A 20,387-nucleotide genomic window follows, 5' to 3' on the forward strand; every position below is an offset into this window, starting at 1 on the left:
CCTTCGCGGGCAAGCCTCGCTCCTACAGATCACGGCTTTTCTCGCATTTTTTTACTTGTTTATTTAAAGGATTCGTCCCATGGCCGTATTGCCAGAACTTGAAGCATTTCTCGAACTCGCCGAGTTGGGCCGGATGACCGGTAAAAGTCGCGCGATGCATGAACAGACTCCGCAACAGGCACGGATTGATTTTGAAGCCTCCTCGGGGTTTCTCGATGTGCCGCTGGACAGCGTGGCCTGCGAGGACTTCACCATTGCCGCGCGGGATGGCCACAGTCTGTCGGCAAGGGTGTATCGCGATGGGCAAGCGGTCGACGGCTTGCAGCCGGTGTTGCTGTATTTTCATGGCGGCGGCTATGTGGTCGGCAGCCTCGATTCCCATGATGCGCTGTGCCGGCGACTGGCCTCGCAAGGCGGGTTTGCGTTGTTGACCGTGGATTACCGACTGGCGCCGCAATGGCGTTTCCCGACGCCGGTGCAGGACGCTTGCGATGCGGGCAACTGGCTGGTGCGCGAGGGCGCTGCGCGTGGGCTGGATGCGAACCGGGTGGCGCTGGTCGGTGACAGCGTGGGCGCGACATTGGCCACGGTGTTGTCGATCATGGCAGTGCGTGAACCTGAGGAACTGGCGTTGAAACCCAAGGCCCAGGTGTTGCTGTATCCGGTGACGGATGCGACGACGAAACGCGCCTCGCACCGGGATTTTGCCGAGGGCTATTTGCTGGAGACGCCGACGCTGGACTGGTTCTATGCGCATTACGGGCGCACGCCGGATGACCTGGCGGATTGGCGTTGCTCGCCGTTGCTGGCGGCGGATTTATCAGGCTTGGCACCGGCGCTGGTGTACTTGGCCGGGCACGATCCGCTGCATGATGAAGGGCTGGCGTATGCCGAGCGGTTGCGTGCGGCGGGGAATGAAGCGACGTTGCTGGAACAGCCGGGGATGACCCATGACTTCATGCGCATGGCGGGGTTGCTGGGGGAAGTGGAAGGGATTCACTCGGAAGTGGCGGGGTGGGTGCGTTCGCGGATCTGAATTGCCATGAAAAAAACCGCCATGCCTGGATCAGGGGTGGCGGTTTTTTTGTGTCCGGTTCAGGGGATTTCTGGTGGGGCGACAATTGCCTTCGCGGGCAAGCCTCGCTCCTACAGGTTGGCGTCGAGTTGTGGCATGGTGCCAACCTGTAGGAGCGAGGCTTGCCCGCGAAGGCGGACTCCCATTCACCACAAAATCCCTGGCCAAAAAAAATGCCCGCATCTGACGACACGGGCATTTTTCATTTCAGCTCACGACTCAGAAATCATACTTCGCGGTGACCTGCACGTTACGCGGCTCGCCGTAGAACGTGGTGTCGAAGTTGCCCAGGCCCGTCAGGTAGTTCTTGTCGAATACGTTGTTGGCATTGACGGTGAAGCTCAGGTGGTCGTCGTACTGGTAACGGGTCATCAGGTCCACGAGGGTGTAGCCACCTTGCTTGATCTGGGTGTAGTCGCCCGCGCTGGCGCTGTAGATCTTGCCGTAGAACGCGCTCTGCCAGCTCACGCCGCCACCGACGGTGAACTGGTTCATCACGCCCGGCAGACGGTAGGTGGTGAAGGTACGCACAACGTGTTCAGGACGGGTGGTGGACAGCGGGTAGCCGAAGATCCGTTGCTCGTCCTGGTCACGGGTCCGGGCGTAGGTGTAGCCCGCGGACAGGTTCCAGCCCTCGGCCAGTTCACCGGCCAGTTCCAGTTCCACACCTTTGGTGGTCGCGCCGTCGATGGCTTTGTAGATACCTTCGTTGGTGACCGGGTTGGTGCCGATCGATTCAGCGACGTTGTCCTGTTCGATGCGGAAGAAGGCCAGGCTGGCGTTCAGCTTGCCTTCGAAGTAGGCCGCTTTCAGACCGGTCTCGTAGGCGTTGCCTTCAACCGGCTGCAGGGTCGAGCCGTTGGCGTCCTTGTAGATTTGCGGCTGGTAGATATTGGTGTAGCTGGCGTACGCGGAGTACGTGTCGTTGAGGTCGTAAACCACACCGGCATACGGGGTGACGACGCCGTGTTCCTTGTAGCTGGCGTGGGTGTCGGTCTGGTTGGCGCCCGGGTTGTAGTTGTAGTCTTCGTTGTACTTGAAGGTGCTCAGGCGGGTGCCGAGGATGAACGACAGGTCATCGGTCGGGCGCAGGCGCGTGGCCAGGTAAACGCCGTTCTGGCTCTGGGTACGTTCGTATTTGCCGTTCTTCGGGAATTCCTGTTTCGGCAGTTCGCCGTTCCAGTCATAGATGCTGCCGGGCACTTGGGAGAACGCACTGGTGTCGTAAGTCGAACCGGTCTGGCGCGAGTGGGACGCCATGACACCGGCGACCAGTTCGTGCTCGCGACCGCCCAGGCTGAAGGGGCCGGAGACGTTCACGTCAGCGGTGTTCTGAACGCGATGACCTTCCCAGCGACCCCAGTAAAGGAACATGCCTTCACCGGTGGCGCGGTCCGGGTTGCCACCGCTGGCCGAGGCCAGTTGGGTGTCATGGTCGGTGGTTTTCTGGTCCAGGCTGACTTTGAGTTTCCAGTCATTGGCCAGCGCTTGCTCCAGCGATGCAAAGTAGGTGGTGCTGTCGAAATCACGACGGCTCCAGTCGGCCGCCGGGTTGAAGTGACGCGGGAACTCGGTACGGCCGCCATCGGCGAAATATGTCGGGTTACCGGTCCACGACGAACCGCGCGGGGTGGCGCTGGATTTGTCGATGCCGAAGGTCAGCAGGGTGTCGTCGGTAAGGTCGGCTTCGAGTACGCCGTAAAACAGGTCTTTCTTCTGGCTGTAGTGATCCAGGTAGGAGTTGGCGTCCTGGTATGTGGTGACGAAGCGACCGCGGACGTTGCCGGAATCAGTCAGCGAACCGGAAATATCACCTTCAGCACGGTACTTGTCCCAGCGGCCGGCGGTGGCGCTGACCGAGGCCTTGAATTCCTTGGTCGGCTTCTTGCGGATCAGGTTGACCGTGGCGGACGGATCGCCGGTGCCGGTCATCAGGCCGGTAGCGCCTTTGATGACTTCGATGTGGTCGAGGCTGGCCGAGTCGTCACTGTTGTTCGGGTTTTCACCGTACACACCGTCGTAGATGGTGTTGACGCCATCGTACTGGAAGTTGGTGATGGCCTGGCCACGGGCGGAAAACTCGGTACGGTCACTGTCGTACTTCTGCGACGTGATGCCGGGGGTGTTGCGCAGTGCGTCGGCAACGCTGGTGACGCCGCGATCGTCCATCTGCTGGCGGGTGACCACGGTTACCGATTGCGGTGTTTCGCGAAGGGTCAGCGGCAGCTTGGTCGCGGTGGTGGTGGCGCCAGTGGTGTAGGAGCCGGTGTCTTCAGTGGTCAGGCCCAGGGCCTGGCCGGAAATCGTGGTCGCGCCCAGTTGCAGGCCCGAACCGCCGCCGGAGACCAGCGTGACGCTGTTGCCGTTGATCTGGAACGAAATGCCGGTGCCTTTGAGCAGGGCGCTCAGGGCTTCGGACGGCTCCAGCGAACCTGACACTGCACGGGACTTGATACCCGCCACCTGATCCGGGCTGTAGAGGATCTGCAGGTTGGTCTGCATGCCCAGCTCGGTCAGCGCGTTGGAAAGCGGCTGGACGGCAATGTTCACTTTTACAGGTGCAGCATTGGCCATCGAGCTCCCCAGCAAGGTGGCGGTCAGCAGCACGCTGGTAAACAGGGTGCGATGCAATGTCGGGCGCTGTACGGCCAGCGCGAGAGGTGTGCGGCGTGGTAGAGGTCGCATTACTTACCTGAGCTCCTGAAAAGTGGGGTGCAGAGTTTTTGTTAATAAGAATGATTATTAGACGCGGCGCGAAGCAAAAACCGGAAAGAAAGACGTCAATTAATTTTCAGAAAGAAGAAACCGTGGCGAGGGGGGCGCCCAAATGTCGGCCAGTTAAGAGAAACAACGGTGGGGGCGAGCCTGCTCGCGATGGGGGTATTTCATTCACCATTGAAGGTGACTGATCCACCGCTATCGCGAGCAGGCTCGCTCCCGCAGGGTCAGGCCGGTGCCAGCTCGGTGACGACCCGGCCGCTCTCCATGCGCACCAACTGGTCGGCCACGTCGAAGTAACGGTCATCGTGGGAGATCACGATGATGGTTTTGCCCAGGCGCTTGAGGTCCGGCAGCAGCTCGGTGTAGAAAATCCGGCGGAAGGTCGGGTCCTGGTCGGCCGCCCATTCATCGAACACCAACACCGGGCGTTCTTCGAGCCAGGCATTGACCAGCGCCAGGCGCTTGCGCTGGCCGGTGGAAAGGTCGGTGGTGGTGAAATTGCCGTCCTTGACGCTGACCTTGTGCGCGATTTCCAGGCGTTGCAGGTATTTGTTGGCGTCTTCGGGGATGTGCGTGTCGCCCTGGACCACGTCATCGAACAGGTAATAATCAGCGAAGATCGTGGTGAACAACTGGCGATAGTCATCACGATTTTGCGCATCAATCGCCTCGCCGTTGACCCGGATCTCGCCCTGTTGCGGCGTGTACAAACCCAGCAGTAACTTGATCAGCGTGGTCTTGCCGCAACCGTTCTCACCGACAATAAACGTGATGTCGCCTTGCTTGATCGTCAGGTTGACCGGGCCCAACTGGAAGGGTGCAGCGCCTTCGACAGCCGGGAAGGCGAAACGCACATCGGCCAGTTTCAGTTCGTGCACGGCTTGCTTGACGTTGCCCTGATCGCTGAGCAGCAAGTGCGGCTCAGGGGTGGAAAACTGCTCGGACAACTCGGCGATCCGGCGGAAGGCGATCTGCGCACGGCTGACAATCGGCAACGTGCTGATCAAATGCTCCAGCGGGCCTTTCATATACAACAGCACCAGCACGAAGCCGCTCATCACGGTCTTGTCGGCGTTTGGCCAGAAGGATTGCAGCGCCAGCACCAGGCCGATGACCACGAAGAACAGCATCGAGCCGAAGGTCTTGGCGATCACGAAGGTGTTGACCGAGCGCACCTGGGTCTTGCAGATGAAATCGGCTGTCGCCTTGATCCCCGACGCGAACATGCGTTGGCGACGCGGACGGTGGATTCGTAGTTCCTTGGCGCCATCGGCAATCGCGTTGTAGTGCTTTTGCAGCTCGTCTTCAGCGTCACGGGCGGCCATGAAACCCTGCACACCCTTGCTCTGGGCATAAGCCTGGATCGCGGTGCCGATCAGGATCGCGGCGACCATGATCAGGAACATCGGCCACGACAGGATGGCCAGGTAACCCATGCAACCGAGGGTCACGGTGAGGGAAATCGCCAGGGGGGCGAAGGCGAAGGCGAAGTCGCTGATGGTATCGACGTCGTGGGTCAGGACCGGAATCAAGCGGTGGCTGCGATAGCGTTCGATCTGCTCGATGGGGGCCGACAGGACTTTTTCACCGAGCTGTTTGCGCAGCCTGGCAATGATGTGCTGGCCGACGTAGTTGGTGCCGATGTCCGAGCAGATCGAGCTCAGCAGCGCCAGCAGGCACAGGCCGGCAAACAAGGCGACTACGCCTTGGGTCAGGCCGGTGTCCGAATGCAGGGCGTTGTTGATGGTCGCCAGCAGTACCGTGACACTCAAGCCGCCGACCATGCCCAGGAAAATGGACGCGGCGACGATGAGTCGAAACGGTTTCAACAGGGCGAACAACTCGCCGATGGCGCCACGGGGAGGCTGGGTCATGGAAGACAGTTCCTTGGGTATAAAGGCAGATACCCAGTAGAACGTCTGATCGAGGGGTTAATTTACAGGGTCGCCGACTGGCGGCGTTCGCCGGGCATAGCGAAAATACCTGACACCACACTAAACCTTGTGGGAGCGAGCCTGCTCGCGAAAGCGGTGAGTCAGCCGACATCCATGTCGACTGTTAAACAGCCTTCGCGAGCAGGCTCGCTCCCACAGGATCGGGATTATGGTTTAGAGATCACGCACGATACGGAAACCTATCCAGTCGCCACGCTCTTGCGGGTACTGGCTGTTGCGGTTGCCGGAGCGGGAGAACACTGGCGCTTCACCCCAGTCGTTGCCGCGAATGCGGACCGCTTCGCAGTTGGGTTCTACCCAGGCACTGCCATCGGTGGGCGCGCCGACGTAGTTGGGGTGTTCGCAGTCTTCGACCCATTCGTAGACATTGCCGTGCATGTCGTACAGGCCGAACGCATTCGGTGCATAGCTGCCGACCGGCGAGCTGTAGCTGTAACCGTCCGCCGGGCCGTAGGTGTTGGCGTGTTGGCTGATGCTGTATTCCTTGCCTTCATCGAACGGGAAGGGGAACGGACCCTTGGTGCCGCCGCGCGCGGCGTATTCGCGTTGAGCTTCGCTGACCATGTGGTACTTCTGCCCGGTCTTCTTCGAGAGCCAGGCGACGTAGTTCTTCACGTCATCGAAATTCATGCACACCGCCGGCTGACGCGGGCCTTGCGGGTAACGCGGTTTGCTGGCGACGCACTCGCGACCCGGTCGGGTATCGCCATTGGCGATGGTCACGCCACTCTCGCGCACGTAGCTGTCCCATTCACCGGCGGTGACCTGGAAGCGGCTCATGGCGAAGGGTTTGGCGAAGGTCACCTCGTGCATCGGGCTTTCGTCGGGCTCGCGACCGACTTCATCGTCCGGCGTGCCCATGGTGAACGTACCGGCAGGCAGCACGACCATTTCCGGGCAATCGCGGCAGTCCTTGAATACTTTGCCGGGTTGCGGGGTGGTGGCCGCCTGGGCGGTGGTTGGCAGCAGACCGGCGAGGAGGGCGGACAAGGCGAGGGCCTTGAGAGGCACGGTTAATAGATCTCGGTTCATTTGTCGTCTCGATTTAAAGAAAACTGGCGTCTCTGTGGCGAGGGCGCTTGCTCCCGCTGGGCAGCGAAGCGGCCCCACAGAAAGGGACTGCTGCGCAGTCCAGCGGGAGCAAGCTCCCTCGCCACAAGGGGCCGCATCAGACGGTTTTGCTCAGCAAGGCCATGACGCGGTCGATTTGGTTTTCGGTGTTGAGCAGGCCGGGTGCGATGCGGATCACCGGGCCGACGTCGCGGTCCACCGAGTCGCAAACCACGCGGTTTTCCATCAACTGGACGGCGATTTTTTCGCAGTCGCGGTCCTTGACCCGGAAGAAGGTGAACCCGGCCGACAGGTCCGGGCTCCTGGGCGTGACCAATTCAATCTGCGGGTGTTCCAACAGCCGGTTTTTCGCATAGGTATTGAGGGCGTGAATGCGCGCCTGGACCTCGGCCTTGCCCAGTTCCAGGTGCAGCTTGAACGCCTCGTCCAGGGCCCAGCGATGTTCGAAGCTGTGATAACCGCCGGGGGTCATGATGGTCGAGAACGTGGTCGCTTCGGAGAAGGTCGGAATCGTCGGCGTCACATCCTTGAGCTCCGCTGAACGGGCGCAGATGATCCCGGTGCCGCGCGGGCCGAACATCCATTTGTGGGTGCCGGCGATGAAAAAGTCGCAGTGCATGTCTGGGAAGTCGAGCTCTTCGACGCCGAAACCGTGCACGCCATCGACCACATACAGGATGCGGTCCTTTTCCTCACGATTGCGATTGCGCTCCGCCACCAGCTTGCCGATCTCACCAATCGGCAGCTTCACGCCGCTGCCGGACTGCACCCAGGTCATTCCCAGCACGCGGGTCTCAGGGCGAATGCCTTTGGCAATCGAACCCAGCACCTCATCCGCTGAAACGTTGTGGCTGTTCTCGAACAGCTTGAGCTTGCGCACCTTGACCCCGTCCTTTTGCTGGCGATAGCCCAGAGCGTAATTGGTGGCGTAGTGTTCGTGCTCGCTGGTGAGGATTTCCTGATCCGGGCGCACATGGATGCCGCCGTAGATCAGCGACAGACCTTCTGTGGTGCTGCCGGTCAGTGCGATTTGCTCAGGCTTGGCCTTGAGGTAATGACCGGCCCAGACGCGCACCGTGTGCTCGCGTTTTTCGGTTTCGCCCAGGTCCCAATCCATTGCCAGCCCCGGGTTGCGGTCGAGGTTGGCGCGGTGGCGTTCAATCGCCTCACGCACCGGCCGTGGGTGGGACGTCACCAGGAAATTGGCGAAGTGCAGGTAGTCCGGATCCTGGTCGAACAATGAACGCAATTGCGCCCATTTGTCCTTGGGCAGCGGCGGTGGATTGGCAGCCAGTGCCGGCAGATTCACGGCAGCACTCAGGGGCAGGCCAGCCGCGAGAATACCGGCCTGCTTGAGAAATGAACGGCGGTTAGTCATGAGCTCGGTTCGCTTTTGCAAAAGAGGACATCAGTTTTTTGCCACCGGTCTGGACGACTTCTGCACCTGGTCCCAGACCCGCAGGAAATTCCCGCCCCAAAGCTTGGCGATATCGGCCTCGCTGTAGCCGCGACTGATCAGCTCGGCCGTCACGTTGCGAGTTTCGCTGACATCCTTCCAGCCCTCCAGACCGCCGCCGTCGTTGAAATCGGAACTGATGCCGACGTGGTCGATACCGATTTTTTTCACCGCGTAATCAATCGCGTCGCCGTAGTCCTTGAGGGTGGCTTTCGGTTCTTCGTCGACGATGGCGTAGAGCTGGCTGGCGTACTCGCCGAAACGTTGTTCGGACCAGACGGTGATCACCGGGTCGCCCGGCATCAGCGCCATCTCCAGGCCTTGCAGCGGTTGCAGGTCGAAGCGTGCGCGAAGGGCGTTGAGTTTGTCTTGGGTGGCCTGGCTCAGCGGACGGATGTAGGTCGGGAAGCCGACAATCTGCACCACGCCGCCGCTGTTCTTGATCAGCTGCATTTCCTGGTCGCTGAGGTTGCGCGGGATGTCCACCAGGGCGCGCGGTGCCGAGTGCGAGGCGACCATCGGCGTGCGGCTCAACTGGGCGACTTGCTCCAGGGCTTTGGTCGACATCTGCGACACGTCGATGATCACGCCCAGATCGTTGAGACGATGCACCGCTTGTTTGCCGATCTCCGACAGGCCCCCAAGGGCGTCGCGCGAATCATTGAAGAACGGCAGCGGTCGGGACGAATCCGCCCAGGCGTTGTTGCCCACGTAACTGAAACCGAACATGCGCATGCCACGAGCGGCCCACGTGTCCAGCGCGGTCAGGTCGTTGCCCAGCGGGTAGGCGTTGAGCATGCTCATGAAGATCGCGAACTTGCCTTCGCCGTGCAGGCGACGGAAATCGTCCGGGGTGTAGGCAATGGCAACCTGGTTGGGGAAGTCGCGAACCATCGTGCTGATGATTTTGTAGCGGGTTTCCTGCTCGAACCGGGCTTCGTCGACGAAGCCGGCGGTGGGGCGATGCGGGGCGTTGGCGCCGTTCCAGATTTCCGGCCAGCCGAAAATCGTCAGGGCCGCGCCGGACAAGCGACCGCGGCCGGTCTTGACCAGGTCGAATTGCCCGGTGCCGTCCTTGTCCGCTTCATTGCCGGCGGTGCCGAAGTCCAGCGGTATGGTGACGTGGCTGTCGAACGAGAGGATGCGCTCTTGCAACTCATCGGCCTGTTTCATCACCTTGGCCGGGTAGCCTGGATTGTCCTTGAACCAGTAATCCCAGGCCGCATAGCCTGCCCCGGCACTGATCGCCAGGGCCAGCGGCAGGCCGATGTAGAGAGCCTTTTTCGAACGTGGTTTTGTCATTGCCATCTCAGTCAGGTTCGTCGCCCCGGTGCGGGCGCAGGGGCCTTTGCTATCTGGGAAGAACGAGTGGTCCGGTTGGAAATTTAGTGGGACTGATGGCCTCTTCGCGGGCAAGCCTCGCTCCTACGGGTTAATGCAGGACCTGTAGGAGCGAGGCTCGCCCGCGAAGCTTTTAAATTTTTGCAGGCAACAAACGTTCTAGCTTGGATAAAGCCTGCTTCATGGCTGACACAGGTAGGGCAATGACGATTTCTCGACGATGGTTCATGGCAGGCCTGGCGCTCACCGGCGCCGCCGTGCCTGCGGCTTTTTATGGGCATCGCGAATGGACGAAACCGGATCCGACGATCACCCCCGGCGAAGCTTCATTCGATGTGGCGGATGTCGCCGGCCAGCAGTTGGCGAACACCTTGCGTGGCGTCTGGCAGATTCGTTTCGAAGGGCGTGACGCCGGTATCGAAGGCTTGCCACGGGACGGGCTGGAAGTGTTTCTCGACGTCGGCCACAAAGGTCGCGGCCTGATCGGATTCCTCGACACCGCCCAGCGTTTACGCTCCAGCGATGAGCCGCGCTACCGGGTGCTGGGCGATCTGGCAGAAGCCAAACCGGCCGAGCTGAGCTGGCGGCTGGTCAGTGCCACCGCCGCCAGCGGCACGCCAGATTACGAATTCAGCATGTCGCTGGACGAAGTCTGGGCCGGTTTCGGCAACGCAGGCAGCGGCACCCTCAGTGGCCGGGTGTTGAACCTCGATCGCCCGTTGATGATGACCGCGCAAGACAATCGCTTCATCGCGGTCAAGCGCGTGTTTCCCGAAGCTCGCGAGCGAACCGGTCTCAACGCGCCGCTGCTGGCGTGGCTGGTGTCCGCCGAACATCGGCTGTTTCACCAGCTCTGGCATGCCTCCCGGGACAAGTGGCACACCCTCTCCGAAGACAAGCGCAACGCCCTGCGCGGTATCGGCTGGCAGCCCGGCCCGCGGGACAAGGAGCGTGATGCCCGTGGCGCGCGAAAGGATCGCAACGGTTCAGGCGTGGACTTCTTCTTCATGCACCGGCACATGCTGGGCACGGCGCGCTCGATGCAGGATTTGCCGTCATGGCAGCATTTTCCACTGCCGCAGCCGGAACTGGCCCGGGATCGCATCGGTTTCGCCAATTACTGCGACAACCATGACGGCACCGCATTGCCACCGACCTGGCAGGCCGACGACGATGTCGAGTATTCGCAATGGGTCAGCGACATCAAGACCGCTGAGACGTATCACAGCAACTTCCAGGTCTGGGAGTCGCGCTATCGGGATCCGCGTTATCTGTCGAAACTCACCCTTGGGCAGTTCGGTTCAGAGGTCGAGCTGGGGCTGCACGACTGGCTGCACATGCGCTGGGCGTCGGTGCCGCGTGATCCGTCCAATGGCCAGCCGGTGCCGTTCGCGAGGGATCCGGCGGACTTTTCCGCGCGCTGGTATGCGCCGGAAAACGACTTCCTCGGCGACCCGTTTTCATCCCACGTGAACCCGGTGTTCTGGCATTTTCACGGCTGGATCGACGATCGCCTGGAAGACTGGTTTCGCGCCCACGAGCGTTTTCATCCGGGGGAGGTGAGTCGGCTGGAGGTCAACGGTGTGGCGTGGTTTGCGCCGGGGCGCTGGGTCGAGGTGGCTGATCCGTGGCTGGGGCCGAGCACCCATGGTTGCAGCACGACGCCGGGGTTGCAGATGGGCAAGTCGGTCGAGATGGACCCGGAAACCATGAAACTGGCGTTGCGCATCACCTTTGGTGAAGACGATAAAAAGCTGGCGGACCTGTTCCGCAAAGTGCCGCAGCGGCCTTGGTATGCGCGGCATTTGAAGGCCAGGCCGATTACCAGCTAAACCGATAGACCGGGTTATCGTTCTTCGCGGGCAAGCCTCGCTCCTACAGGTATAAATAATGCCCTTGTAGGAGCGAGGCTTGCCCGCGAAGAGGCCCTCACTGGCAACTCAAATCACAGAACCTGCCACCCGCCACCCAACGCCTTGTACAGCGCGATACTCGCCTGCAACCGCGACAACCGCAGCTGCACATTCAGATCCTGCGCCGCATACAGCGTGCGCTGGGTCTCCAGCACGGTCAGCAAATCCTCGGCTCCGGCCTGATAACGGCTTTGCGCGATATTGAAGGCGGTCTGCGCCTGGCTCAGTTCCTCGCTTTGCCACTGTCGCTGTGCATCCAGCCCGCGAATGCTGTTGAGGGCTTTTTCCACGTCGGCGAAGCCGTTGATGATCGCCCCGCGATAGGTTTCCAGCAGTTCTTCCTGGCGGGCCGTGGCTTTGTCGCGCTCGGCGCCCAAGCGACCATTGTTGAAGATCGGCGCAAGCAATCCGGCGGTGAGGTTGTAGAAAGGACTGCGCAGAATATCTGCCGCCCGGTTCGCCCCCGACCCCAGTTCGGCACTCAACGTCACCTTCGGCAGCATCGCCGCGCGGGCGACGGTGACGTCGGCTTGCGCGGCGGCCAGTTGCGCTTCGGCGCGGGCGATGTCCGGGCGGCGGGTGAGCAGTTCGCTGGGGGCGCCGGCCGCGATGGTCGGCCATGACAGCTGATCAAAGCGCTCCTGACCCAGCGCCAGTTGCTGAACCGGCCGGCCGAGCAGGGCGGCCAGACCGATCAGCGCGTCTTGAGCCTGTTGCTGCACCAGCGGCAACTGCCGTTGTTGCGCGGCCACCAGGCTCTTCTGCTGCGCCAGCTCAAGTGCCGTTGCGGAGCCTGAATCGAATCGCGTCTGCACCAGTTTCAATACGTTCTGCGCGTTGGCCAGGTTCAGCTCGGCGATGCGGCTTTGCTCGCGCAGCGACAAGGCCTGCGCGTAGGTGTTGGCGACGCCGCTGAGCAGCGTCAATTCCACGGTGGCCTGATCAAACTCGCTGGCCTGCAAAGCGAATTGCGCGCGGTCACGGGAGGCCCGTTGACCGCCCCAGAAATCGATTTCGTAAGTGGCGCTGAGGCTGGCGTTGAAGTAATCGACGGCCTTGTTTTCGCTGTCGGCGTCGAGCTGGCTGTAACCGTTGCCGCGCAGCAGTTTTTGCCGATTGGCGTTGAGGCCAGCCTTGACCTCCGGCAGCAGCGAGCCACCGGCAACCACCGTCTCGGCCTGCGCCTGGCGCACCCGCGCGATGGCCGCGGCCAGGTCGTAACTGCCGACCCGCGCCTGTTCGATCAGTTGATCCAGCTGCGGGCTGCCAAACTGCGTCCACCATTGCAGGTTGTTGCGGGTGGCGTCTTGCGTGTGCGGCGATTGCCAGGCGTCGGGCGGCTGGAGGCCACTGTCCGGGCGCTGGGCGTGCGTGCCGCAGGCGCCGAGCAACAGGCAGAGGGTCAGTAAACTCAGTTGCGGCTTCATGGAGAGATCATTCACTGGTAAGGGCCGTGACCGGGTCGAGTCGGGCAGCTTTGCGGGCCGGCATGAAGCCGAAGACAACACCGGTGACCAGGGCGCAGGCGAAGGCGCCGAGCACCGCTATCAAAGAGAATGCGACCGCGACTTCGCTGAGGATCAGCACGCCGCCGACGATCAGCGCCAGGGCAATCCCGGCGAGACCGCCGACCACCGAAAGCATCACCGCTTCCGTCAGGAACTGGCGCAGGATGTCGCGCTGACGGGCGCCGGTGGCCATGCGGATACCGATCTCCCGCGTGCGCTCGCGCACGGTCATCAGCATGATGTTCATCACCCCGATGCCGCCGACCAGCAGTGAGATGGCGGCAATCGAGCCCAGCATCAATGACAAGGTGTTTTGCGTGCGCGCTTCGGCCTGGATCATCGCGGCGTTGTTGGTCAGTTCGAAATCCTTCTTGCCGTTGTGCAGGCGCAGCATCAATTGCTCGATGGCGATTTCGGTCTCCTTGACCTTGCGTGCGTCGGCAGCGGCGATAGCCACGTATTCGGGATTATGCGTGCCGAACAGCCGCACACTGGCGGCGGAGTAGGGGATGGCGATTCGGTCGTCGCTGTCGGAGTCGCCGGAGCTGGCGCCTTTTTCGGCGAGCACGCCGACCACCTGGAACGGCACGTTTTCGATCAGGATGTACTGGCCGATCGGGTTGGCCACGTCCTTGAGCAACTTGGTCCGCACCTTGTGGCCAATCACTGCCACCGCGGCGGCGTTACGTTCATCGTCCTGGGTGAAATAGCTGCCTTGCACCACCGGCCAGTTGAAGATGGCCGGGAAATTGGTGTCGTTGCCGCCGACGTAGCTCAAGTGGTCGAGGTTGCCGAAACGCACCCCGGCCTCCTGGCCGTTGACCGGCATGATCCGCGTCACCTGCGGCAGGCTTCCCACCGCCGCGACGTCATCGAGGGTGACGATACCCCGCGGCGTTCGCGGGTTGGGTGATGAGCCACTGAGGTAAATGATGTTTGAGCCGAAGGCGCCCATTTGCGCCATGACCTGGCGTTTGCTGCCTTCGCCGACGGCCAGCATGACCACCACCGACGCCACGCCGATGATGATGCCGAGCAGCGTCAGCGCGGTGCGAAAGCGGTTGATCCACATCACCCGCCACGCCGCTTGTACGGCGTCGATCAGTTCGCCTTTCCAGGCCCCGGTCGCTTCGGCGCCTTCGGTCAGGCGCTTGCGCAGATCCACCGCTTGCAGCGCACCGGGGTTGGCCGAGGTTTGTGCTTGAGGGTTGTCCACCGCGCTGTCGCTGATGATCAGCCCGTCGCGGATTTCGATGATGCGCTTGGCCCGGGCCGCGACTTCGCGGTCGTGGGTGATGAGGATGACCACGTGGCCCTGGCTCGCCAGTTCGTCGAGCAGGGTCATGACCTCGGCGCCGCTGTGGCTGTCGAGGGCGCCGGTGGGTTCGTCGGCGAGGATGATGTGGCCGCCGTTCATCAAGGCGCGGGCAATCGACACCCGTTGTTGCTGGCCGCCGGAGAGCTGGTGCGGGCGGTTGCCGGTGCGCGACGCCAGGCCGAGGCGGTCGAGCAGGGCGGCGGCGCGGGCATGGCGTTCGGCGGCGGGCAGGCCTGCGTAGATGGCCGGCATCTCGACGTTTTCCTGGGCCGAGCCGGACGGGATCAGGTGATAACCCTGGAACACAAAGCCAAAGGCTTCGCGGCGCAGCCAAGCCAGCTCGTCGCTGTCGAGGGCGGCGACGTTTTGCCCGGCGAACCGGTATTCGCCCGAGGTCGGGCGGTCGAGGCAACCGAGGATGTTCATCAGCGTCGATTTGCCGGAGCCGGACGCGCCGACAATCGCCACGAATTCCCCGGCATGAATCGACAGGTCGATGCCGCGCAACACGTGAACTTGCGGTGAATCGCCGCCGCCGTAGGCTTTGCGGATGTCCTGCAGGTCGATCAGAGGCGTCTGCATTCAGCCGCCACTCCCGTCGGCCGTGCCGATCAGCAGGTGATCGCCTTCCTGCAAACCGTCGAGGATCTGCACCCGCAGACGATCGCTGATGCCGGTGCGCACGTCGCGCTGCTGGATACTGCCGTTTTCAGCGACGACCTGGGCAATTTGCCTATTCGCTTCAGTGCCGGCCTGCAGCGCCGCGACCGGCGCGGTCAGGGTGTTTTTTGCCTGATCCGAAACGAAGAACACCTGGGTGGTCATTTCCGCCATCAGCGCGTTGTCGGCGTTATCGACGTCCAGCAATACCGTATACAGCACCACGCGCGCGCTGCCGCTTTTGCTCGAACTGGCCGGGCTGCCGCCGCCCTGGCTAGTCTGGTCCAGTGGCTTGGGCGGCACCGGCAGAATCTGCCGCACGGTGCTGCTCCAACGCCGGTTGCCGCTGCTGAGGGTGGTGAACCAGGCGGTCATGCCGGGTTTGACGTGGCCGATGTCGGCTTCCGAAACTTCGGCCCACACCGTCATGGGCGACAACTTGGCGATGCGCAGAATCAACGGTGTTTGCTGCTGGGCGTTGAGGGTCTGGCCGACCCGGGCGTCGAGGGCGACCACGGTGCCGGCCATCGGTGCGTAAATCCGCGTGTAACCGAGTTCGGCCTGATCGCTGCGCAGGCTGGCCTGGGCCTGACGGATCTGCGCCTGGAACATGTCGATGCGCGCCTGGGTGGCACGCAGTTCGGCCTGGGCGGTTTGCACGTCTTCCTCGCGGGTCGCGCCGCCGGCCTTGAGGTTCTGCTGACGCTGGAATTTCTGCCGGGCCAGTTCATGCTGGGCTCGTTGTTCCTGGAGCTGCGCCTTGAGGTTCTCGATGGAGAACCGGCCGGCGTCGAGCTTGGCCTGCTGGGTGGACGGATCGATCTCCACCAGCAGTTGGCCTTCCTTGACCACGTCGCCGACCTCCACATGAATCTTCTGGATCTGCCCGGACGCCTGCGCACCCACGTCGACATAACGCCGGGGCTGCAGGGTGCCCAACGCGGTGACGCTGCTTTCAATGTCGCCACGACTGACTTGCACGGTGGCGAATTTATCCCGGCCCGGGGGGATCACTTGCCAGGCGGCGATGGCGATAACGGGGATCAGACAAAGTGCTACAAGCAGGGCGCGTCGGGTCTGTCGGGGACGTTTCATGCAGGGTTCCGGCCAATGGGTATCGGCCCGTCGTTCATCCTGCGCACGAAAAGCGGCGGCAGGCGAACGCTGTCGGGGAGCCGACAGACACGGGGAGCTGTCCTGTAAACGAGGAATGTCGCGGGGAATTTAGGTGCGGACACATACCGTTACAGGTGTAGCGCATGACTATTTATCAGGTAAGTCAAAGCAACACTTTAAATCTATATGAGAATTACTATAAATTACGCGACTCGAACTGCCACCATCTTGCCACTGCCCATTTGTGCGGTCGCGGAAGTGGCTCAAGGATAGAAACCGCACCCTGTGCGGCCGGGAGTCATGTTGGAAAACTACTATCGCGAGCTGGTGTGTTTCCTGAACGCCAGGCTAGGCAACCGTCAGGTGGCCGAAGATGTGGTGCATGACGCTTATCTGCGGGTGCTGGAGCGTTCCAGTGACACACCGATCGAGCAGCCCCGGGCCTTCCTTTATCGCACCGCGCTGAACCTGGTGATCGACGATCATCGCCGCAATGCCTTGCGCCAGGTTGAATCGCTGGACGTGCTCGACAACGAAGAGCGCTACTTCACCCCGTCCCCGCACAACTGCCTCGATCATGGCCAGCGCCTAGAAATGCTCCAGCGTGCCCTGGCGGAATTGCCGCGGCTGTGTCGCGAAAGTTTTCTGCTGCGCAAGATCGACGGCCTGTCGCACCCGGAAATTGCAGAGCACCTCGGTATCTCGCGCGCGCTGGTGGAGAAGCACATCGTCAATGCCATGAAGCATTGCCGCGTGCGGATGCGACAGTGGGACGCCCATTGATCCCTTCTCTCTAAATTTTTTTTCATTGTCCTCGTTCCTACTCAACAGACGACCTGCTGTCCTGCATCAGGTCACTTAGGCTTATTCCCCTTGTTGAGGGGTTCATCCAGAGGACACTGGAAATGACACAGGCAATTGCATCGCCCATCGTTCACGACCTGATCGGCGTCGGTTTCGGCCCTTCGAACCTGGCGCTGGCCATCGCTCTGCAAGAGCGCGGGCCGAGCCAGGGCGAGCTGGATGTTCTGTTTCTCGACAAGCAGGCGGACTATCGCTGGCACGGCAACACCCTGGTGACCCAGAGCGAGTTGCAGATCTCCTTCCTCAAGGACCTGGTGACCCTGCGCAACCCGACCAGCCCGTATTCGTTCGTTAACTACCTTAAGCATCACGGGCGTCTGGTGGACTTCATCAACCTCGGCACCTTCTACCCTTGCCGCATGGAGTACAACGACTACCTGCGCTGGGTCGCCGGCCAGTTTGAAGCCCAGAGCCGCTATGGCGAAGAAGTGCTGACCATCGAGCCGGTGCTGCACAACCAGCAGGTCGAGGCGCTGCGGGTGATCTCTCGCGATACCCAAGGGCAGCAACACGTGCGCACCACCCGTTCGGTGGTGGTCAGTGCCGGCGGTACGCCGCGCATTCCCGAAGCGTTCAAGGCGCTCAAGGATGACGGCCGCGTGTTCCACCACTCGCAGTACCTGGCGCAGATGGCCAAACAGCCTTGCGTGAACAATCAACCGATTAGCATCGCAATCATCGGCGGCGGCCAGAGCGCGGCGGAAGCCTTCATCGATTTGAACGACAGCTTCCCGTCGGTGCAGGTCGACATGATCCTGCGTGGCTCGGCGCTGAAGCCGGCGGATGACAGCCCGTTCGTCAACGAAGTGTTCTCGCCGGAGTTCACCGACCTGGTGTTCCAGCAGGCGAGCAGCGAGCGTGAGCGTCTGGTCAACGAGTACCACAACACCAACTATTCGGTGGTGGACATTGACCTGATCGAACGCATCTACGGCATCTTCTATCGCCAGAAAGTCTCGGGTATCGCGCGTCACACCTTCCGTACGCTGACCACCATCGAAAAAGCCACCGCCACCGAGCGCGGCATCGAGCTGGCGGTGCGCAACAATGCCACCGGTGAAGTCTCGGTTCGTCTGTACGATGCCGTGGTATTGGCCACCGGTTACGAGCGCCAGATGCACCGCAAACTGCTGGCGCCGCTGGAGCAATACCTGGGTGATTTCGAGGTGGATCGCAACTACAAGCTGATCACCGACGAGCGCTGCAAGGCCGGCATCTATATGCAGGGCTTCTGCCAGGCGAGCCACGGTTTGAGCGACACGCTGTTGTCGATCCTGCCGATACGCGCGGATGAGATTGCCGGGTCGTTGTATGACCATGGCAAGCACCGTGGGCATAGCCGGTCGGTGGTGGATTTGTTGTTGGCCACTGCCAGTTAAATTTTCTGTGTCTGTTGACCCGTCATCGCGAGCAGGCTCGCTCCCACAATGGACCTGTGTCTGCAGGCCTGATGCGGGAGCGAGCCTGCTCGCGATGGGCCCTGAAGAACACCACAAATATTGAAAGCTGAACCCTTCCTGAAGAACCCCGCAATTCCCCCACCCGCCGCCGTTCCTTCGTTTACTCTCCAGAAATCGGGGCGTAAGCATCGCGCGTTTTCATCAATAGCGGAGACCCTCAGTGGGGACTTGTTCGAGTGACAGTAGTCGGCCGGTTTCGATAACCGGCACCTTCCCGGCAAGATAACGCGCAGCCTGTTGCCGTTGTCTCGCCAATAAGCGAGCAGCGGGAATCCCGATCGCGGCCAGCTCTGGGCCTGGTACGTGTTCGACGCCAATACCCCGGACCATCAAACGCTCTTCAGTCCGGCTGGTTCGTGGTCGGGCTGCTGACCCAGACCTTGATCGTGCACATGATCCGCACGCCGAAAATCCCGTTCCTGCAAAGCCGCGCAGCCATGCCGTTGATGGTCATGACCGGGATCATCATGGCCGTGGGGATATTCCTGCCGATGGGGCCGTTGGCGCACTACTTCAAACTTCAGGCGTTGCCGTCGCTGTATTTCGTGTTCCTGCCGCTGATTCTGCTGGCGTACATGGGGCTGACTCAGGCGGTGAAGGGTTTCTACATTCGGCGGTTTGGATGGCAGTAATGGCCGGAAACTGCGGTCTTTTAGGAAAAGTCCTACAGAAACATCTGTGCGCCTCCCGTAGCCTCGCCGCTTCAAAAATCAGCTATTCACACATGAGGCTACGATGCCGAATAAAGCCTTGCGCATCTTGATCGCCGACGAGCAACACTTTCACCGGATGCTGATCGAGCGGCTGTTCAATCAGCTCGATTATTACCGCGTGGCGCCGGTGCAGGACCTTGCTTCAATGCTGACTCTGGTCGAGTACGGTTGCGAGCCGTTCGACCTGGTGGTCGTCAATGCCGCGCTGGCGGCAGGCGAACTGGATTTGCTCAGCTATTTTCTCGATAACCGGCAGGTTCGCCACGCACTGATTTTCGACGGCCAACGGGCACAGTTGCCGACAATTCCGGCCCACTCGCAACCCAGGGTTCAGGTGAGTCACGCGGCGCTGCCTGATCTGCGCTGTATTCAGACGTTGCTGGCGATCATTGATCCATCGTCGCAGGAGCGTAATCAGCGGTACGCCGGGTGATTGCCGCATACCGTTCGTCGGTACTGTCATTTCTGACAGGTAGATTCTGCCTTTCTCCCATGCAACAGTCCTGGCGCAGCCGTTGCGTCTGCCCCGGCGTTATCCGACGGGCATTCGTTGAGTTTTTGCACAGGGAGTTGCCATGAAGAGAGCGATGATTGTGGACGATCATCCGGTGGTTCGCGCCGCAGTGAAACTTGTACTTGGGCGGGAAGGCTTCAAGCAGATTCATGAGGCGGCCAGCGTTGGGGAAGCGTTGACCACACTCCGTGAGCAACAAGTGGATCTGCTGATCCTGGATCTGGTGATGCCCGGCGGCAACGGCCTGGACCTGCTGGAGCGAATCAAGGCCTGCGACTGGAAATGCGTAGTGCTGGTGTTCACCTCGCTCGATCCACTGTTTTTCCAGGAGCGATGCATGCGCGGCGGCGCGTTGGCGTATGTCTCAAAAAACAACAGCCTGGAGCAACTGCAAAAGGCTGTGCACGCGTTGATGGCGGGCTACACCTACTTTTCGCAGTTGCTGTCCAGACCGATGAACCCGCTGCAACACAGCGAAAAAAAGTTGATCGATACACTGTCCAACCGCGAGTTGACCATCTTGCAATACCTTGCCCGAGGCTTTTCCAACAAAGCGATCGCCGAAGCCATGAACCTGAGCCACAAAACCGTCAGCACCTACAAAACACGCTTGGTCATAAAACTGGGGGTTGTGGCGGCAGTGCATCTGCGGGACTTCGCCATACGCAATAACCTGATCTGAGTGCGCCTGACCGTGCGTGT

14 protein-coding genes and 1 pseudogene are annotated in these 20,387 nt (G+C 61.3%); 7 read left to right on the forward strand and 8 right to left on the reverse strand.

Annotated elements, in window-relative coordinates:
- Nucleotides 1-79: 79 nt before the first annotated feature.
- A complete protein-coding gene (locus tag RHP74_RS09530; protein ID WP_154503963.1) occupies nucleotides 80-1,036 on the forward strand; it encodes an alpha/beta hydrolase in 957 nt (318 codons plus the stop codon).
- A 258-nt stretch (nucleotides 1,037-1,294) separates the two neighbouring features.
- Here RHP74_RS09530 and RHP74_RS09535 read toward each other — a convergent pair whose 3' ends face one another.
- From RHP74_RS09535 to pvdM, 5 genes are all read right to left on the reverse strand, one after another.
- Nucleotides 1,295-3,760, reverse strand: a complete 2,466-nt coding sequence (locus RHP74_RS09535) for a TonB-dependent siderophore receptor (protein WP_010458435.1) — start codon at nucleotides 3,758-3,760, stop codon at nucleotides 1,295-1,297.
- A 260-nt stretch (nucleotides 3,761-4,020) separates the two neighbouring features.
- Entirely contained in the window at nucleotides 4,021-5,670 is a 1,650-nt protein-coding gene (locus tag RHP74_RS09540) for a cyclic peptide export ABC transporter (RefSeq protein WP_311099082.1), read from the reverse strand.
- A gap of 234 nt (nucleotides 5,671-5,904) precedes the next feature.
- Nucleotides 5,905-6,783, reverse strand: a complete 879-nt coding sequence (locus RHP74_RS09545) for a formylglycine-generating enzyme family protein (protein ID WP_077748900.1) — start codon at nucleotides 6,781-6,783, stop codon at nucleotides 5,905-5,907.
- Between the two features lie 136 nt (nucleotides 6,784-6,919).
- Nucleotides 6,920-8,200 carry an aminotransferase class V-fold PLP-dependent enzyme gene (locus RHP74_RS09550; RefSeq protein ID WP_311099085.1) on the reverse strand — a complete coding sequence of 427 codons (1,281 nt, stop codon included), beginning with the start codon at nucleotides 8,198-8,200 and terminating at the stop codon, nucleotides 6,920-6,922.
- A 30-nt stretch (nucleotides 8,201-8,230) separates the two neighbouring features.
- Nucleotides 8,231-9,580, reverse strand: a complete 1,350-nt coding sequence (gene pvdM, locus RHP74_RS09555) for a pyoverdine-tailoring dipeptidase-like protein PvdM (protein ID WP_311099086.1) — start codon at nucleotides 9,578-9,580, stop codon at nucleotides 8,231-8,233.
- Between the two features lie 242 nt (nucleotides 9,581-9,822).
- Between pvdM and RHP74_RS09560 the strand changes: the two genes are divergently transcribed.
- Nucleotides 9,823-11,451, forward strand: a complete 1,629-nt coding sequence (locus RHP74_RS09560) for a PvdJ/PvdD/PvdP-like protein (RefSeq protein WP_311099088.1) — start codon at nucleotides 9,823-9,825, stop codon at nucleotides 11,449-11,451.
- A gap of 113 nt (nucleotides 11,452-11,564) precedes the next feature.
- On the opposite strand, the gene RHP74_RS09565 is transcribed toward RHP74_RS09560, so the two are convergent.
- The 3 genes from RHP74_RS09565 to RHP74_RS09575 are packed head-to-tail and all read right to left on the reverse strand — an operon-like array spanning nucleotide 11,565 to nucleotide 16,113.
- Nucleotides 11,565-12,959 (reverse strand): efflux transporter outer membrane subunit, encoded by a 1,395-nt coding sequence (locus RHP74_RS09565; protein ID WP_311099090.1) that lies wholly within the window; start codon nucleotides 12,957-12,959, stop codon nucleotides 11,565-11,567.
- A gap of 7 nt (nucleotides 12,960-12,966) precedes the next feature.
- Entirely contained in the window at nucleotides 12,967-14,940 is a 1,974-nt protein-coding gene (locus tag RHP74_RS09570) for a MacB family efflux pump subunit (RefSeq protein WP_169857413.1), read from the reverse strand.
- Nucleotides 14,941-16,113 (reverse strand): efflux RND transporter periplasmic adaptor subunit, encoded by a 1,173-nt coding sequence (locus RHP74_RS09575; protein ID WP_010458456.1) that lies wholly within the window; start codon nucleotides 16,111-16,113, stop codon nucleotides 14,941-14,943.
- Nucleotides 16,114-16,434: 321 nt separating this feature from the next.
- Here RHP74_RS09575 and RHP74_RS09580 point away from each other — a divergent pair, with 321 nt between their 5' ends.
- The 5 genes and pseudogenes from RHP74_RS09580 to RHP74_RS09600 all read left to right on the forward strand — a co-directional run bounded on the left by RHP74_RS09580 (nucleotide 16,435) and on the right by RHP74_RS09600 (nucleotide 20,367).
- Nucleotides 16,435-16,917, forward strand: a complete 483-nt coding sequence (locus tag RHP74_RS09580) for a sigma-70 family RNA polymerase sigma factor (RefSeq protein ID WP_042932216.1) — start codon at nucleotides 16,435-16,437, stop codon at nucleotides 16,915-16,917.
- Between the two features lie 122 nt (nucleotides 16,918-17,039).
- The gene (locus RHP74_RS09585; RefSeq protein ID WP_311099093.1) at nucleotides 17,040-18,377 is read left to right on the forward strand and encodes a SidA/IucD/PvdA family monooxygenase; all 1,338 of its coding nucleotides are present in this window, start codon (nucleotides 17,040-17,042) and stop codon (nucleotides 18,375-18,377) included.
- 378 nt (nucleotides 18,378-18,755) lie between these two features.
- Nucleotides 18,756-19,090, forward strand: a pseudogene (locus tag RHP74_RS09590) (cation transporting ATPase C-terminal domain-containing protein); the annotation flags it as partial.
- 103 nt (nucleotides 19,091-19,193) lie between these two features.
- Nucleotides 19,194-19,604 (forward strand): hypothetical protein, encoded by a 411-nt coding sequence (locus RHP74_RS09595; RefSeq protein WP_010458467.1) that lies wholly within the window; start codon nucleotides 19,194-19,196, stop codon nucleotides 19,602-19,604.
- A 142-nt stretch (nucleotides 19,605-19,746) separates the two neighbouring features.
- A complete protein-coding gene (locus tag RHP74_RS09600; RefSeq protein WP_042932214.1) occupies nucleotides 19,747-20,367 on the forward strand; it encodes a response regulator transcription factor in 621 nt (206 codons plus the stop codon).
- Nucleotides 20,368-20,387 lie beyond the last annotated feature (20 nt).

The organism is Pseudomonas sp. SG20052 (assembly GCF_031766055.1).
Lineage (GTDB): Bacteria > Pseudomonadota > Gammaproteobacteria > Pseudomonadales > Pseudomonadaceae > Aquipseudomonas > Aquipseudomonas mandelii.